At 36.6% G+C, this 17,147-nt stretch carries 13 protein-coding genes; 4 read left to right on the top strand and 9 right to left on the bottom strand.

All coding sequences use genetic code 11. From position 1 onward, the window contains the following. Both ZA07_RS12880 and ZA07_RS12875 read right to left on the bottom strand, forming a co-directional pair. Positions 1-1,467, bottom strand: a complete 1,467-nt coding sequence (locus tag ZA07_RS12880) for an alpha/beta fold hydrolase (RefSeq protein WP_053972181.1) — start codon at positions 1,465-1,467, stop codon at positions 1-3. A gap of 187 nt (positions 1,468-1,654) precedes the next feature. Beyond that, on the bottom strand, positions 1,655-2,044 hold the full coding sequence (locus ZA07_RS12875; RefSeq protein ID WP_053972180.1) for an iron chaperone: 390 nt from the start codon (positions 2,042-2,044) through the stop codon (positions 1,655-1,657). A gap of 165 nt (positions 2,045-2,209) precedes the next feature. Between ZA07_RS12875 and ZA07_RS12870 the strand changes: the two genes are divergently transcribed. Next, positions 2,210-3,643: an amidohydrolase family protein gene (locus ZA07_RS12870; RefSeq protein ID WP_053972205.1), complete on the top strand. Its 1,434-nt coding sequence runs from the start codon at positions 2,210-2,212 to the stop codon at positions 3,641-3,643. A 128-nt stretch (positions 3,644-3,771) separates the two neighbouring features. Here the strand turns inward: ZA07_RS12870 and ZA07_RS12865 are convergent, their stop codons facing one another. The 7 genes from ZA07_RS12865 to ZA07_RS12835 form a co-directional block, all read right to left on the bottom strand. After that, positions 3,772-4,812 (bottom strand): serine hydrolase, encoded by a 1,041-nt coding sequence (locus tag ZA07_RS12865; protein ID WP_053972179.1) that lies wholly within the window; start codon positions 4,810-4,812, stop codon positions 3,772-3,774. A gap of 118 nt (positions 4,813-4,930) precedes the next feature. After that, entirely contained in the window at positions 4,931-5,533 is a 603-nt protein-coding gene (locus ZA07_RS12860; RefSeq protein ID WP_053972178.1) for a DUF4386 domain-containing protein, read from the bottom strand. 83 nt (positions 5,534-5,616) lie between these two features. Beyond that, positions 5,617-8,307, bottom strand: a complete 2,691-nt coding sequence (locus ZA07_RS12855) for a glycoside hydrolase family 3 protein (RefSeq protein ID WP_053972177.1) — start codon at positions 8,305-8,307, stop codon at positions 5,617-5,619. Positions 8,308-8,315: 8 nt separating this feature from the next. After that, positions 8,316-9,800 carry an alpha-L-fucosidase gene (locus ZA07_RS12850; RefSeq protein ID WP_053972176.1) on the bottom strand — a complete coding sequence of 495 codons (1,485 nt, stop codon included), beginning with the start codon at positions 9,798-9,800 and terminating at the stop codon, positions 8,316-8,318. Positions 9,801-9,808: 8 nt separating this feature from the next. Further along, positions 9,809-11,671, bottom strand: coding sequence for a glycoside hydrolase family 35 protein (locus ZA07_RS12845; RefSeq protein WP_082316603.1), 1,863 nt, complete (start codon positions 11,669-11,671; stop codon positions 9,809-9,811). A gap of 17 nt (positions 11,672-11,688) precedes the next feature. Continuing rightward, positions 11,689-13,176, bottom strand: a complete 1,488-nt coding sequence (locus ZA07_RS12840) for an alpha-L-fucosidase (protein WP_053972175.1) — start codon at positions 13,174-13,176, stop codon at positions 11,689-11,691. Between the two features lie 153 nt (positions 13,177-13,329). After that, positions 13,330-14,160: a cyclase family protein gene (locus ZA07_RS12835; protein ID WP_053972174.1), complete on the bottom strand. Its 831-nt coding sequence runs from the start codon at positions 14,158-14,160 to the stop codon at positions 13,330-13,332. 213 nt (positions 14,161-14,373) lie between these two features. Here ZA07_RS12835 and ZA07_RS12830 point away from each other — a divergent pair, with 213 nt between their 5' ends. The 3 genes from ZA07_RS12830 (at position 14,374) to ZA07_RS12820 (ending at position 16,995) form a co-directional block, all read left to right on the top strand. After that, positions 14,374-15,810, top strand: coding sequence for a tetratricopeptide repeat protein (locus ZA07_RS12830; protein ID WP_197276737.1), 1,437 nt, complete (start codon positions 14,374-14,376; stop codon positions 15,808-15,810). A gap of 336 nt (positions 15,811-16,146) precedes the next feature. After that, entirely contained in the window at positions 16,147-16,527 is a 381-nt protein-coding gene (locus ZA07_RS12825; protein ID WP_053972172.1) for a cupin domain-containing protein, read from the top strand. 18 nt (positions 16,528-16,545) lie between these two features. After that, positions 16,546-16,995 carry a hypothetical protein gene (locus tag ZA07_RS12820; protein WP_157492147.1) on the top strand — a complete coding sequence of 150 codons (450 nt, stop codon included), beginning with the start codon at positions 16,546-16,548 and terminating at the stop codon, positions 16,993-16,995. Positions 16,996-17,147: the final 152 nt, after the last annotated feature.

Below are 17,147 nucleotides of genomic sequence, written 5' to 3'. Positions count from 1 at the left end.
CTAACGAATAGAGTCACCTTTAAATGTTTGCATCTCTAAAAGCTCATATTGATTCGCTAAGTCTTGAGGATTAGCATCAACTTGATTTTTTAAATGTTTGTCAAAAAAGGTAAGGACTGTTTTAGTAACGATTTCCATTCCCAGATAGGGATCAATAGTTCCCGTTCCTGCCAAATCAGGAATGGGAATCATAAATGGGATATCCATAAAATTGGGATGTCCTGAATTCAAAAGCTTTGCTTCATAGAAATAGTCATGGCTTTTTTTGATGTAAATGTGTGAATTTATGTCTTCATGGTCGGAAGGCCAATCAGCAGAAATGTATAGATAAGGAATTTGGTAAGTACTATCAATCATTGTTCCCCACTGAATGCCATCTAAATTGGCTGCAGCTTTTATCCGAGAATCTTTCATGGCAACATTACCAGCTGTTCCACCCCCAACAGAATGCCCTAAAACACCTATTTTATCGAGGTCTAAATGATCTTTAAAGATACCTTCTGCATTCCAGCTTTCGAGTAGGTCTAAGACACTAATAATATCTTCTGCCCACCTGTTTTGTATGTCTCCTTCAAAATAATGAGCAATCGCCTTTTTAACGATGGGATGCCTTTGTTCATAACTCAGGTTTCTTCTGAATGCTTTAGCAATTGGTTCTATGGTTGACATCGCATCGGCAGATATGGATCTTTGGAAATCATAATCAAAAAAAGCTTTGCTGCTATCAGGATAGGTTGTTCCCAGGCTCTCATAGGTATGGTTCATGTTGATAACGATGTACCCTTGACTGGCTATTTCAGTTAACAAAGCATAGTACCCCGTCGCCTTTGATCCGTAGCCATGAGAAAAAATTAGAACAGGAAATTTTTTATTAGCTACAGCTATATTCTTATACACATAAGTTTTAATATGGTTCAAGTAATTCAATGCTGAGGCTGGTAGTCCATATTTTGTAGCAAAACCTTCTCGACTAGCTTCATCTATATAAGGCTCACTTTTCTTTGAGGAAACATCTTGATCGCTAGGATACCAAATCTTACACATAAAGGAGCGTTTATCAGTCAAATCATTTGTAATAGGTTCATTTCTATCTGTGGTGATTTGAATATCTTGTGTTCCAACATGATAGTTTCCTCTAGGTTCTGGTAACGAGAAGACTGGTAGTATCTTCGGAACAGACCAAGCTAAGGTGGCAAGTATAAGCAATGAAGTAAACCCTAAAATTTTAAGGAACGATAAACGTTTGGGCTTTTGTAGGTTTAAGGTTTGAATCTTCCAAACTACAATGAGAGCCATTAAGTACGCCGGAATCATTTGCCAACGATAGCCATCAATCAATAAATGAAGACCCATTATTATACCGATACAAATGGAACAATAAAGGGGTTTTGCAAATTTGAAAATCCAACGCTTCGTAAAAGGCAGAATGGTAATAACAATAAGAAGTATGGTTTCTAAAGAGGTCATCGATTATATGGTTGATTATCAAATCAAAAATAGATAGGCTCTTTTGAAGTGACAAGGTCAAATCACCCATTAATTGGGTTATCTGTCTATTAAAATCACCCATTTTAATTTTTGAAAGGTAAGTGACCTCTGTTTAATCCCTGAATATTTTAACTATGCCACCAATTATCGGCTTTAAACAAAAGGATTACATATTGTCATTTAAAAGTTCTTTCCTTCGGTATTGAACCATTTCTATAATTAAATCCTTAGGTAAAGGTTTATCAAGAGGGAATTGAACCGATCCTTTACCTTTTTTAAATTCCTTCAAGGCTTCTGAAAACTTTTCTATCGTGGTAGGAAAAGGGTAAAACCCAACAAATTTTGCATAACCTGCCATCATGATCTGTTGGTCTCTTTTGGCATTGGGAATGAAGGAAAAACAAGGAATCTTGTAATTTAATATTTCAACCACTTCTGGAGCAGCTTCCTTAATAATAGCTCTAAGTTCTTCCAAAACCTGTTTAACTTCTTGTGGTTGGTGTGCTATATAATCGTCCACCGTTTTATAGGTGGGCATTGGTCCTTTTTTTCCCATGGATATCTTTTTATTAAGGTAAAAATAAATATGGTGTATTGAGTTTCAAGTTACTAAAGTATGTGCTAAATTTACTTCAACTTATGATTATTTTTTCTGAAAACTAGGCACAAAGTATCAATGGTTGTTTGGTTTAAAAAGGTAATCCCAAATTCTTTAAAAGTTATGAGGTTCATCAAAAGAATCTTCCAAGTTATAGGTGTCATTATCGGTATTTTATTTCTAATCATTTTAGGTGTTTTTTTAATTGATGGGCAAAAAACATCCTATTTACACATACCTAAAGATGTCGTAGAAAGTGACCAAAAAATTCTTATCAAAAATGTCAACCTCATTCCCATGACCATGGATACGGTCATGAACAATAAATCAGTTTTAGTACAGAAAGGAATTATTACCCAAATAGAAGATGACATAGACCTTGATGAAGTGACCATTATAGATGGAACAAATCAATTTTTAATGCCTGGTTTGATAGATATGCATGTACACGTTTGGGATGAATATGAGCTCGGATTGTATTTAGCAAATGGTATTACCACGGTCAGAAACCTATGGGGACAACCCATGCACCTAAGAATGAAGGAGGCCATAGAGGATGATGAGATATATAGTCCGTTGTTTTTTACTAGTGGTCCTAAACTGACAGGACCAGAATTTATAGGTGATGATAATTACCAATTGTTTAGTGCTGAAGAAGCTCGAGAAGTGGTAAGAAGTACAAAAGAAAAAGGATATGATTTTATAAAGACCTATTATGGCTTACCTCAAGAATACTTTGATATCATTATGGAGGAAGCAGAGCTGAATGATTTAGATATCGTCGCCCATCCTTCTAATCTAGTTGATTATAGGTATCATTTTAAATCACCTATAGTTTCCATAGAGCATGCTGAAGATATTGTACAGCAGCCTTTAAACTATACCTTGGATACTTTAAAATTGAATGAGGTGGTTGCATCATTTAAAGAAGCTGAAAACACATCTTTTTGTCCAACATTGACGGTTTATCATAATATTCATAGAATGTTACTGGATGATGAAATTTTAAAATCTCAGGATTTAAATGGGGTGAATCCACTAATAAGAAAAGTAGATAGTCAAGCTCAATATGACAGATGGGCTTCAGAAAAAAATAGAAATGATTCCATAGTTGGTAAAATTGAGGCGCAGCATAACTTTCATCTTTTGGCTTTAAACAAACTGAATCGTGCTGGGGTTAGTATCATTTGCGGCACTGATGCAGGCATCGGAGTAACAGTCCCAGGGTCTTCTATCCATCAAGAACTTCAGTTTTATTCAGAAGCTGGATTGTCTAATTTTGAAGTGCTTGAAACAGCCACTATCAACCCTGCTGAGACCCATGATTTTATGAGGAATTTAGGAACGATCGAAACGGGGAAAACGGCTAACTTATTACTGCTAAAGAACAATCCATTGAATGACTTAAGCGCATTAAAACAACCTTCAATCGTTTTTATCAAGGGAAGAATGCTGGATGAATCAACTCTAAATAAGTTTCAGGAAGAAGGGACAGGTAGAAATAACCTCATAATCTCTCTTGTTCGGTATATCGAGTTTATGCTTAAAAAGTATTAAGCGCTATGTTGACCACAGTTAGCTTTTCTTTAAAATCTTGACGATTTGATAATAAAATATTTTAAATAGAATTCAGTTGAACACTTCAGATTTAAAGGAGTTTTTATTGAATTCCCTATTTAGTTGATTCAATTCGTTTTGTTCTTCTTTTTAAGGATCTTAAAAATTCTTTTATTAATAATTTCTGATAGGTTCCAATAGAGTAGCTTAGGGTCGGTGGTGTTATAAAAACAAACCACAACCGTATCTATATCTTCATAATAGTGAGCAAAACTTTGGTAACCCGGCACCCAACCTGAATGTTCAAATTCATAAATAGAAGCGTATATTTCTTTTTCATCATTTTTAAAAACAGTACCCTCATTTAAGGCTCTGATAAACTTACCAACATCTTCTGCTGTTGCATGCATTCCGAAATCATTGTTTTTTAAATCATGAGGATACCCAACATGATAACCACCCATTACGTTGTTAATATTTACCTCATTCGCTGAACTAAATGTATTATGCAATTGTAATGGGTTTAGAATTTCTTCTTGGATAAATTGAAAATTAGGATATCCCAACACATCATCCATAATTTTGTTTATTAATAAGTAATTTGTATTGCAATATTCATACTTATTACCGGGTTTAAAATTTGCAGGTTTTCCTTCAATTAATGCTAAACTTTCTTCAAAAGAGGTTGTTGGATGTGCCCAAAAGTCAGGTGTATCTGTAAAATTAGGAATGCCACTTCGGTGTTGGATCATCAATCGTAAAGTGATTGTTTCTGCATGTTCTATTTTACCAACAAGCTCTGGTAGAAACTCTGCCAATGTTGCATCTAAAGATAACTGACCTTTACCTACCAATTTCGTCACAGCAACAGCATCATATAACTTGCTGATACTAGCAATTTTAAACAAAGCATCTGGATCAGTTGGTACTTGTTGTTCTCTATTCTTAAAACCTCCTGTATAGGTTACAGGCTGCTTTCCTGCTTCGTCAACATATACTATCATACCTTCAAATCCCTGCTCAATAGATTGGTTTATTTGCTCATCAATTGTTTTAGGTAACGGAAGTATCCACGCTTTTACTAAAATCCAGGGAACAAAATATAGGGAGATGATGGTTCCAGCGAAAAGGAAAACCCTGAAGATGTTTAGTCTTTGCTTTTTATTCATGGTTTGTATACAAATTTTAAGTTGATAAGATGATTTAAATATTCATATGGAATATATTGAGGTGCTTTTACCAAGACAATTTTCAATTTATGTTGTGTAGCATCATCATTATTTTCTGTCAAAACGACTTCTTTCTTAGTAGCCATACAGCAAAAGACATTTCACCAATAATACTTGGTATGGCTACCAACATTAGAAAAATGTTGTTGTAGGAATCATAATTGGCTAGTAAAAAATGGGCTGATGTATCTACTATATACATTATTCCAGCAATGATCAAAAACCAAGCAATGAACTTTGGCTTTTTAAGGATTCGAGATAATAGAATAAGGTGGATTCCAAAAAAGAAAAGTCCAATAAGCCAAATGGTATTGAAGGTGGATACTTGAAATAGAATGTCGGCTTCATTATTTGATTTTAAGCTTAATACCAACGCGTAAATGGCTACGCCCATTACTGCGGCATGCATCATTCTAAATAAGGTGCTCAAACTGGAAAGGACATGATTTTTGTATAGCTCATAAAGCGCCCAAGCTACAACCACGTCAAATACTACTGTTAAAATAAATGCCATGATTCCAAATCGAACCATCAAATCATTTTCTTGTATGGCCACCAACGGGGCTTTGGAAATGGATTCTAACACAAAAAAATTAGCAAAAATGGCTGCGAAAAATATAATAAAATAGCTGATGCCGGCAATAACAGAAAGTTTTCTCATAGTTGGTTAGAGTTTACTTGATAATCTTGTTGTTAATGAATTTTAATCAAGATACTATTTTTAAATAATACGCTATCAAGGCCTTATTTTACTGTTAAGATAGATCGTAATTTGATATCAAGACTTGATGAACCTATCATGATCCTGAAATCGCCAGGTTCTACAACCGATTTTAAGTTCTTGTCTAGCATCGTTAAAAGATTAGGAGTAATTTCAAAAGAAACCTCCTTGGTTTCTCCTTTTTTTAAGTGAATACGTTGAAAGCCCTTTAGTTCCATAATTGGTCTTGCTACGGAAGCATATTCGTCTTTTATATAAAGTTGAACGACTTCGTCACCATCATAAGGACCTGTATTGGTCACCTTAAATGTAACAAGGCAGTTTTCAGACGTAGTAAGGGTGTCTTTGTCAAATTGGAGATTGCTATATTCAAATTGTGTATAGCTCAAACCAAATCCGAAGGGGTACAATGGTTTTCCTGTAAGATTCAAATAATCATCTCCCCGTCCCGTTGGTTTGTGGTTGTAATATAAGGGGAGTTGTGATTCATGAATAGGAAATGTGATTGGAAGCCTTCCAGCTGGATTATAGTTTCCAAAAAGGGTTTCGGCGATGGCGTTCCCACCTTCATCTCCGGGATACCACACATCCAAAATGGCATCAACTTCATGTTGCCAATTTTCCATGGTGATAGCGCTGCCACCAACTAAAATAACTATTGTAGGTTTACCAGTAGATGCTACTTGTTTGATAAGTTCTTCTTGGTGGCCTGGTAAAGATAAAAAGGCGCGATCACGAAATTCACCTTCTTCTATACCCACACAAACTAAGGCAACATCCGATTTTTTAGCTTGGGCCACTGCTTTAGAGATTCCATCTTCCCAATCATTATCTATTCCTGCATTCCAAATCATTTTAAACCAGACATTCCCAGTAGTGGAGAAGAACTCAACCTTAAGATCATAGCTTTGACCTTTTTCAAAATGGTAAGGTGTTGTTATTTGCTGTACTGTTTGCTTTTTCCAGTTGTCAATAACCAATTCATCATTGATATATAAACGATAGCCGTCATCTCCCTTGAAACCAATCTCTATTGGTCCCGACTGTGGAGCAATTAAATTGCCTTTCCAACGAGCGGAATAATAGTCTGGGTTTATTTTTTGTTGATCAGGAGAAAAAAGCGTCCATCTAAAATCGATATTATCGTCGGTTCTGGAAAGAGTAGGAGAGCCCTCTAGAGTAATGTTATTGAAATACTCCGCTTCTAAACCAGATGCTTGCTTTCCATTTTTGACATGGGATAAATTTTCTTTTGGAATGGTTACAAACGACTCTGAAATTCTTTCGACTCCTTTGGAATAATTAATAGTAATATTTTGACTTGCTACATGTTGTATTCCTTCTAAAATACTCACAGGTTTATTTCCAGGTCCAGAATAACCACCTAAACGAGCTTCCTTAGCTTCGGGACCAATAACAGCAACGGACTTAATATTTTTACTGAGAGGAAGTGCTTGAGATTCATTTTTAAGTAAAACGATGGATTCCTGAGCTGCTAATTTAGCTAATTGTCTATGTTGCGAGAAGGCACTATCTTTTTTCTTAGGTTCTATATCCACATAGGGATTTTCAAATAGACCAAGTTTGAATTTAGCCTTTAGAACCCGTTTTACAGCCTTATCGATAGATGATTCATCGATCATACCTTTTTCAAAGGCCTCAAAGAATAACGGATAATGGTCATAGGAAGTTTGAAATATCACGTCTAAACCACCTTCAATGGCTTGTTTGGTAGATTCAGCGTAGTCTTTAGATGTGAAATGTAGCACATTGGCTCCACCTGTAGCCCCAGCATCTGAAATGACAAATCCATCAAAACCCCATTCTGTTTTTAATTTTTCTTGAAGTAGCCAATTGTTTGATGTGGCTGGTGTACCATCTACAGAATTGTATGCTGTCATAATGGAACTAGCACCTGCCTCCAGAATACTGGCCTTAAAAGCGGGTAAGTAAATTTCCTCTAAAAGCCTTTGGTTATAATGAATGGGGTAGGAGTCCCGTCCTCCATCGCCCACGTTAGAGATAAAGTGTTTGGGTGTGGCAATAACCCCTCTTTTTTCAAAAGCTGAAATGTATGATACGGCCATTTTGGAGGTTAGAAAGGGGTCTTCTCCATAAGTTTCTTCCACACGACCCCAGCGAACATCTCTAGCTATATTAATTACAGGAGATAAATTTTGACGAATCCCCCTAGACCGCACTTCCGTCGCTATGGCCGCTGCAACAGTATCCATTAATTGGGTGTTGAAAGAGGCAGCAATTCCTATAGCTTGGGGAAATGCTGTGGCTTCTTTTCTTATTAAACCATGTAGCGCTTCATCAAAAGGAATGATGGGTATGCCTAGTCGAGTTTCTTCAACAAAGTACTTTTGAATGTCGTTTATCAGTTCAGCGGTATTTAGGGCGGTCCCGCCTTCAGAATAATCTAAAAGTTGCTCAGATTCATTGGAAGTAGTGCTTTTTGTAGCCACTTGGAAACCAAAAATGCCGTGTTTGTATTTTTCCTTTCCATCTGACAAATCTCCAGGAATCATAAAAAGTTGCCAGAATTTTTCCTCCAAAGTCATTCTGGATAACAAATCATCTACTCGCTCTTCAATAGGTGCATTGGGGTTTTTATAAACCAATGTTTGGTTGTCCTTTTGGCATGTTATAAGACCTAGACAGACGGTTCCTATGGCAATTAATTTAAAGAGGAAATGTTTCTGGTTCATTATGCTATTTATTTGGTTCCCGATTGATAGACCTCAATATTTGAAAGGGCTATGGTGTTGTTTGATTTTAAGATGCGTAATCTGATTTTAGAAGCTTCAGTCGGTTCTACTTTAGCAATTCTTTTATAGCCAATGGTTGTGCCTTTGAAAATGGTTTGCCAGGTACCATCTTTTTCAATTTGAATATCAAATTCTTCAATACGTTGACCAAATTGAATCGGTTCTTGTACCTGGATAATATCAAACCGAGTTTTCTGTGGTAGTTTAATAGTTAATTCAGCACTCTGAATGCTATCGTCAGTGGCCCAATAATTTGTTTTGTTGGAGTCTATAAGATTATTTGGCTCAAATTTTTCATGGCTAACCCGATAATTTGATGCTGAAATGGAGGCATTCTTAGCTAAATTGGTCTCAAAAGTGGTATCCAGTAAATGCTTCCAGGATTTAAGGGTTTGAATGTCATTTTCATGGAATAATCCTCTTTGGTCTGGAGGGATGTTTAAAAGCAGGATGGCATTTCGCCCTACCGATTTATAATAGATCTCCATAAGCTCTTCCGGAGACTTAACTGATTGGTCTTCCTCTTGATGGTAAAACCATCCCGGTCTTATGGAAACATCACATTGCCCAACAATCCATTGATTTCCTTCAGGATCTCCAGTATTTAAATAAGAAGTGTCTGAATGTCCTACAACCAGTTTGTCTGTAGATATGGTAGACCAAAATGGGTCACCAGCAAATCCCTGTTCATTTCCAATCCAATGGACATCAGGACCCATATCAGAAAAAATTTTTATTTGGGGTTGAAGAGTTTTTGCCAAAGAGAAAATCTCCTTCCAAGGATAATAGGATTGGCTATCTATTTTTCTCATCTCATTAGCACCCCCATAATAACCATCTCCACCATTGGCTCCATCAAACCAAATCTCATTGAGTTCTCCATAATTGGATAAAAGTTCTTCTAATTGCTTTTTGTAATAGTCGATATACTCTGACTTTCCATAGGAAGCATGATTTCTATCCCATGGAGATAAATATAAGCCAGCTTTCATTCCATGCTTTTTGCAGGCTTCGACAAACTCCTTTACAATATCGCCTTTCCCATCTTTATACGGACTGTTTTTGATGCTGTGTTCTGTAAACTTACTAGGCCAAAGGCAAAAGCCATCATGGTGTTTTGCTGTCAATATTAATTCTTTTATTCCAGCTTCCTTGGCAGTCAATACCCATTGTTCGGCATCCAACTGAGTTGGATTAAAAATACTTGGCTTTTCATCTCCATAGCCCCATTCCTTGCCTGTAAAAGTATTGGTAGTGAAATGAACAAATCCAATGACCTCCATTTTTTGATAATCTATTTGAAGTTGGGTAGGAACCACTTGATTAGGGGTGATGTCCTCAGGAGATTTTTCACTGTTATGGCAACTTATTAGTAATATGCCAAGAAAGAAAGATGTAATACAGGGTACAGAATTATACAAAAATTTAGACATGTTCATAATTAGTCATTGAGGGTTTTGATGCCTTTTACCGTCTTGGGTTCAAGTTGGTGTAAATCGAAAATTAGAATCTCGTTAGCTCCTTTTTTTAGGAATGGTTCTGGGCAATAAAGGGTAAATTGAGGTCCCACGTTCCAGTATCTACCCAAATTGTGACCATTAACCCAAACGATACCTTTTTGGTAATTTGATAGGTTTAAATAAGTGTCGGCAGGTTGATCTAAATGGAATTGCCCTTTAAAGAAAAGCCCTGGTTTTGATGTGTTAGCAGTCTTCTTTAAATTGGTAAGATAAGGTGTATCCATAGGTAAACAATAGACTTCCCAATTCATCAATGTTCGGCCATCTAAAGAAACCCTTTCTGTAATTCCTTTTCGGTCAATGAGCTTTTCACCAAAATTGATACGCCCCATTCCTTCAACCAAAATTTCCAATACCGGGTTTTGATTTTCCACTTGTGGAATGGTAATGGTCTTTTCTCCTTTTGATCGATCAATAGTACCAATAAAGGTTTCATCCAGAAATACCGTGGCATAATCATGTAGGTCTGTAATTATTAACTCCCCATGTTTTCGTCCCACCAAAGTTGTTTTATAGATTGCAAATCCATAATAATGATTGTATGCTTCAAAGGGTTTGGGTTGAACAGAAATATTAGGATCGGGTAGTTCATTCCAAATTGAAGAGAAAGCTTCCATCTTTATTTCTGGCACCGTCATGCTTTCAATCTCTTTGGGAATAGGAGAAATGCTTGTGGAATCCTTTTTATAAGATGCAATCAAATCTCTTAAGGCGTGGTATTTAAGAGTTGGTTGTCCCTGTTCGTTAATGGGTGCATCATAATCGTAGCTAGTAACATCTGGTTCATATCCCGTACCTCCCGAATTGGCTCCAGCCGTAAAACCAAAATTAGTGCCGCCGTGAAGTACGTAGAAGTTAAATGACAGCTTGTTGTCCATTAAATATTTGACTTCATGGAGCAAATAAGTGGTATCGCGTTTAATCCAGCTTTCTTTCCAATGGGTTAACCAACCTGGATAAGTTTCAGAACTGAAGACTGGAACATCTGGATTCATATCATACGCCAAATTAAAATTGTGTTCATTAGCACCGGGATCAAGCCCAACTGCCACACCAGTTAAAGTACCGGCTTCCAAAGCAAAGTTGGCTGGTCCATCTGAGGTATAATATGGTACATCGATACCGTGGCTATCCCACAGGTTTTTAATGGTTTCTAAGTAGGCTCTGTCGTTGCCGTAACTACCATATTCATTTTCTATTTGAAGCATAATGATAGGGCCCCCATTAGTAATCAGATGAGGTTTAGCGATTTGAGATATGGTTTTAATATATCTTTCTACAGCCTCCATATACCTAGGGTCACTACATCGCAATTTGATATCTGGGATACTCAACAGGTAAGGGGGAATACCACCCAAATCCCATTCGCCGCAAACATAAGGACCTGGTCTAAAAAGCATGTATAGTCCTTCTTCTTTAACAATCTGAATGAACGCTTCTAGGTCATGGTTTTCTGATGTGAAATCAAAAAGACCCTTTTCTACTTCGTGATAATTCCAAAATACATAGGTAGCAATGGTATTACATCCCATCGCTTTGGCCATCTGTATGCGATGACGCCAATATTTTTTTGGCACTCGGGCATAATGAATTTCTCCAGAAATGATTTGAAAAGGACTTCCGTTGAGAAGAAATTCCTTTTGGCCTAAGGCGAAGGTCGCACCCTGGTCAGGTTGCTCCACAGGTTCTGATTCCCTTTTTTGGTTTGGTGTTGTGTCACATCTAACTAAGAAAAGGCATAGGGTTACTAATGAAACGGACTTAAGTATCTTTTGAAAAATCATAATTCCTAACGAGAAAGTTATTGTTTTAATTGTGAAACCTTAATAGTCCAAACAAATTTACTAGGAGGTTTATTTTGTAGGCTTTTTGGGATAAATACTTTAAATCCCGAACCCAATTTCTCCCATTGAAGGGGGTTTTTACTTCCTAAAAGTGTGACCGTAGCTCCCTCGATAGGTTGGTGCGAATTGAAGGTAATGGATGAAGGCATTTGGGTTTCACCCTCGTTCGTCATATAGAAGAAATAGGTATTTCCATTCTTCTGCTGTGTCATACAAATATTGTTTTCTTTGTAAGGAGCCAACGTATGACTGTTGTAAATGGCTTCACTGTTTATGGCCATCCAGTCCTTATAATCGTTAAGTAATCGGTAGGCACCTTCTTGCCATTCTCCTTCTGGGGAAGGCGCTATGTTGAGCAACAGATTTCCTCCTTTTGCCACAATATCTACTAACATTTGTACCCCTTCATGACCACTCATGTATTTGGCATCTGGTGTATAGGACCAGCCTCCTCCTGAAATGATACAGGATTCCCAAGGGTAGGGAAGTTCTTTTTCTGGTACTCTATTTTCTGGAGTCAAATAATTTTGATTTTTTCCATAAACTGCTCGATCTACCACAATCAAACCAGGTTGCTTTTCACGGGCTTTCTCTACCAATTCATCCATTCTGATATCTTGGGAAACAACGCGATGTTTAATGAACCCGTTTTTAGCTTCGTTTTCTGAAAACTTTTCTTCATAGTTTTTATCAATATTTTGTTGGTCTCTTTTTTTGACCCAACCGCCATCAAGCCAAATAATGTCCACATCTCCATAGTTGGTAAGTAATTCCATCAATTGATTATGGGTATATTGAACATATTCTTCCCACTTTTCAGGGTAAAGTGCTGGGTCATAATTTACGTTTCGGTCTTGAGGTGGCCAGTATGGAGACCAGTAGCTTTCATGATGCCAATCTGGCTTTGAAAAATAAGCACCTACCCACAGGTTTTTGTCTCGAAAGGATTCAAAAACTTCTTTGGTAATATTTGCTTTGGGGTTGGTACTAAAGGCACAAGCCGAGTCTGTTACTTTGTAATCGGTGTATTTGGAATCAAACATCGAGAAACCATCATGGTGTTTGGTAGTGAAAACCATATAGCGCATCCCTGCTTCTTGGGCAGCTTGAGCCCATTTATCTGGATCAAATTTTACCGGATTGAATGTTGTTTTTAGGCCTTCATATTCTTTTTTGTATTCGTAATAATTATCTGGATGTTGTCCCTTTTTTCGTTCACACCAACCATAATCTTCGGGGCAAATAGACCACGATTCAACAACTCCCCACTGACTGTAGGGGCCCCAATGCATTAGTAGGCCAAACTTAAGGTCCTGCCATTGATCCAGTTTTTCTAATACCAAGGAATTGGTTTCTGGAACATAACGTTCATCTTCTAAAATAGCTTGGGCTTGAATGATTGATAAATTGAATAAAAAAAGACTCAGGAAAAGTAGTACTCTCATCGGTTAGTTTGGTAATTATAGTGTTTTTAGCAGTTGGCTAAAGATACTATTTTTAAAGAAATCCTCAGATTGAGCTTGAAGGATATTTCTTAATGTCACGAATTTATTAATGACGATATATCTTGTTTTATTCCTTGCTGAATGAACTTTCTGCTAATTGGAATCTAACAAGGCGATAATCCTTAATGGACCACCGCTGCCACCTTTTATTTTCATAGGCAATGCAATAATTTCAAAACCCCTACTAGGTAAATCTTTAAGGTTAGTAAGATTTTCAAAGGCAGGAATATTAGCTGATAATAATGTCACATGACTATCAAAAGTTGCGGACTGACCGTAATCGATACTGGCAGTATCAAGTCCGATAGCCTTAATATGTCGTTCAGTTACCAACCATGTTGCTGCTTCAGGTGATAATCCCGGAAAGTGAAGTTGTTTGACGGCATCATCCCCACGTTGGGCGGTACCTAAATATTTCTTTTTGTCAGGGTAATAGCTTTCATAACCAGTGTAAATGACTATTATGCTTCCATCTGGAATTTGCATGTTTTCCTGAGCTTCCCATGATTTAAAATCATCAATAGAAACGAGATAATCAGGGTTATTAAAGGCTTGATCTGAAGCATCAATTTTGATGGCAGGTCCCATCAAGTTTTCCAAGGGGATTTGGTCAACGGTCTGTTTTTCCTTTGCAAAATGAATGGGAGCATCTATATGGGTGCCGCCGTGTTCGGCTGTTGTAAAATTATTGGCTGTGTAATAATACCCGTTATCGGTTTGACCTGCAAAGACAGTATCCAGTTCAAATTCTTTTGCGGTAACCCAATAAATGGTTTCTGGAGAAAAGTCATGGGTGAGATCCACAATTTTTTTGGCTGTTTTGGTATCAAGAGTCTTGTGTTCTGATTGGGTGGCCTGGTCTTTACAACCTATTAGAATGAAAAAGGTTAGAAAGTATAGGAAAATCAATCTATGTGCAATCATGAATGTATAAATATTTAATAAACAGAGTTTTAAAGTTAGTTTAAATTTGGTTTAGTTCGTTGTTTATTTGATGGTTCTATTTAGAAATGGAAGGTGATTGAAGTAAGTAAATTCTTTTATAAATCATTTAGATTTTTATTTTTGTTAAAGATGGAGTCAAATTCAAAGCATAACAGTTCTTCAAAAAATGAGAATTCGACCTTAATTCAAAAAATGGAAACAGAGGTTGAAATAAATCTCAACAACGAACAGTTTGGGGTTGAAAAATTAGCTCAAAATATTGGGATGAGCCGTTCTAACCTTCATCGCAAATTACAAAAACTAACAGGGCAATCCATTAGTCAGTTTATAAGGGAATATAGGCTGAAACGGGGACTTGAGTATTTGAAAAAAGAGAACGCAACAGTTTCTGAAGTGGCATTTAAAGTAGGTTTTAATAGCCCTAGTTATTTTACCTCTTGTTTTATAGATTTTTTCGGCTACGCACCCAGTGCCGTAAAGTATAAGACCTTTAAAGAGAGAAGAGACCATGTTTATATGGAAAAAACTCTTGAATCCAAAAGTGGAAATTATTTGAAATTTGCAGGATGGGCAGCTGTAATTTTTATTCCGCTTCTATTAGTTTATTTTTTAATTAACCCTTCAATGAATCGAGTTGAGAAGGATACCTTAGACCAGGCTATCACTGAAAATTCTGAGGCCTATGATCTTTATTTAAAAGGAGAGAATCTACGCAGAATCTATACTCCTTCCAGTCTTGACAAATCTATCGAGTATTTTAATAAAGCGATTGAACTAGATTCAAGCTTTGCCCTAGCTTATGCAGGGATTGCTCAAACTTATATATCGAAGGCATGTATTTTTGAAGCCTCCTTGCAGCCTATGGAATGTTTTAAAATTGTTAAGCCATATATAGAAAAAGCTGAAGAGTTAGATCCAGATTTAATCCAAGTTCATATTTTAAAAGGTTTTATTCATGTGTTTGGAGATTGGGATTTTGAAAAAGCCGAGGAAGAATATAAAAAAGCTATAGTTACAGATTATCCAGAGGCCTTAGCGGTTTATGTAGATCTTTTAAATTTCGTAAAGAAGCATGACTTGGCTCTTGAGATATCAAATAGATTAAATAGAAAACATCCACATTACCCCAACAGCCGAATGATTTTAACTCTATATTTCCTGGGTGAAAATCAAGAAGCCAATGCTTTTGCAAACGAGCGGTTGAAAATTTATAGCAACTACTTTACTCTAGATAATAGTGGTTTTTTGTTTTTGAATACTGGTCAATATGAAAAGGCTATTTCTCTTTTTGAACAAGCTATTGAATTGGAAGGTATTCGTTATCCCCGGATGTTGGGTTGGATGGGAGCCTCCTATGCCAAGTTGGGACAAAAGGATAAGGCTATGGCCCTGATAAATGAATTAAAGGAAATGAAGGATAAAGGGTACTCGGGCTCATATTCCTTTTTTGTGGCCATTATCTATGCTTCTCTAGGTGAACGACAAGCAGCATTAGAGTGGCTAGAAAATTCTTACGACAATCATGATATGGAGATTCCTTGGCTGTTAACCGAGCCTCAATTTTATCCACTTCACAACGAGCCTGCTTTTAAGGACCTTGTTAAGAAAGTAGGTTTCCCTAAAGCTTAAAGTACATTCTTTATCTATCCGTAAAGGATTAGAAACACATGTTGCAACCTGAGTGATAGGTTGTAAAAAAAAGTTGACAGTCTTTACAACATGGTGTGTGGGTGATATGTAGGCTTTTTCTTCATATTTGTTAAGCGACTATTCATAATCCTTTAAAGCGCTTGTTTGATGTTAATGGAAACTATTCCAGACAAGATGTTTTTCAGTTTTCGGTCATTGGTAAGATCACTGAAGATTGAAAGTCAAAGTATAGTTATGATGGAATGGTAATTTTAGCTTTTAAATCAACAAGGATCAATACAAATTGAATTATTAACAAAAATTAAAATTTACATCATGAAAACAAACATTCTTACATTAATGACATTTTTGATATTTAGTGCTTCTGTATTGGCTCAGGACTGGAAACAGCTTAATCCTGATGGCATAAAGATATTAGCAGACACCACATTAGTGAGATCAGTAAAAATCACCATTGAACCTGGAGAAATTATTGGTCCGGTGACACATCCTGCCCACTTTGCTTACATTATGACCGATGGGAAACTAAGGGTTCATAATGAAGGGAAAGAACCTGTAGTGATGGAACTTAAAGAGGGAACGCCACTTTATTTTAATCCTGTAGGACCCCATAAAACAGAAAATGTTGGTGATAAACCATTTACATTTTTGATTGTTGAACTCAAAGAACACCCTTATAAACCAGCTCACAACTAATTTTATAAAATGGAAATAATGATAAAAGGAGATAAATTATTATTAAGAGGTGCAGGGGTTTACATTATTATCGGTTTGCTTTTGGCCTGGTCATTAATTGGGGTTTACAGTGGTGTGGGTTTTGTAAAATCAATCTTTCCCGGTGATACCGAACGCATACTCCAAGCACATATTGATTACCTTTTGATGAGTGCCCTTCTTTTGGGAATTGCTTCGGTACGAATACCCATACTTTGGCATATTAAATGGGCTATGGTGATAGGTGCCTTAACAAACTCGGGGATTTTTGTTGTTTTTGCCATGGCTCCATATCTAGATCCGGGTTCTGAAGCCTTTGTGCCAGATTCAATTGGGGATAAGATCTTGCATTACGGCGCAAGAGCTAGTTTTGTGATAACAACCTATGGATTTGGCGGCGCTGGAATAAGCGTCATCAATTCAACATTCTTTAAAAAAGGAAAATCTTAAACTAATCTAGAAATAGGAATGCTAAAATGATCCGCTTCATGAAGGTGTCTATTAAATTAGTAGTGTGTGAGCTGTATGTAATACAACTTATGGTCATATTGACCGTAAATATACGATTTGAAATCCAAATAGGTGAAATAAGTAGAGTAGGA

Origin of the sequence: Mangrovimonas sp. ST2L15 (genome assembly GCF_001280515.1) — a bacterium.
GTDB classification, from domain to species: domain Bacteria; phylum Bacteroidota; class Bacteroidia; order Flavobacteriales; family Flavobacteriaceae; genus Mangrovimonas; species Mangrovimonas futianensis.
The sequence above is the reverse complement of the archived record's forward strand: the minus strand, read 5'-3'. Positions and strand labels throughout refer to the sequence as shown.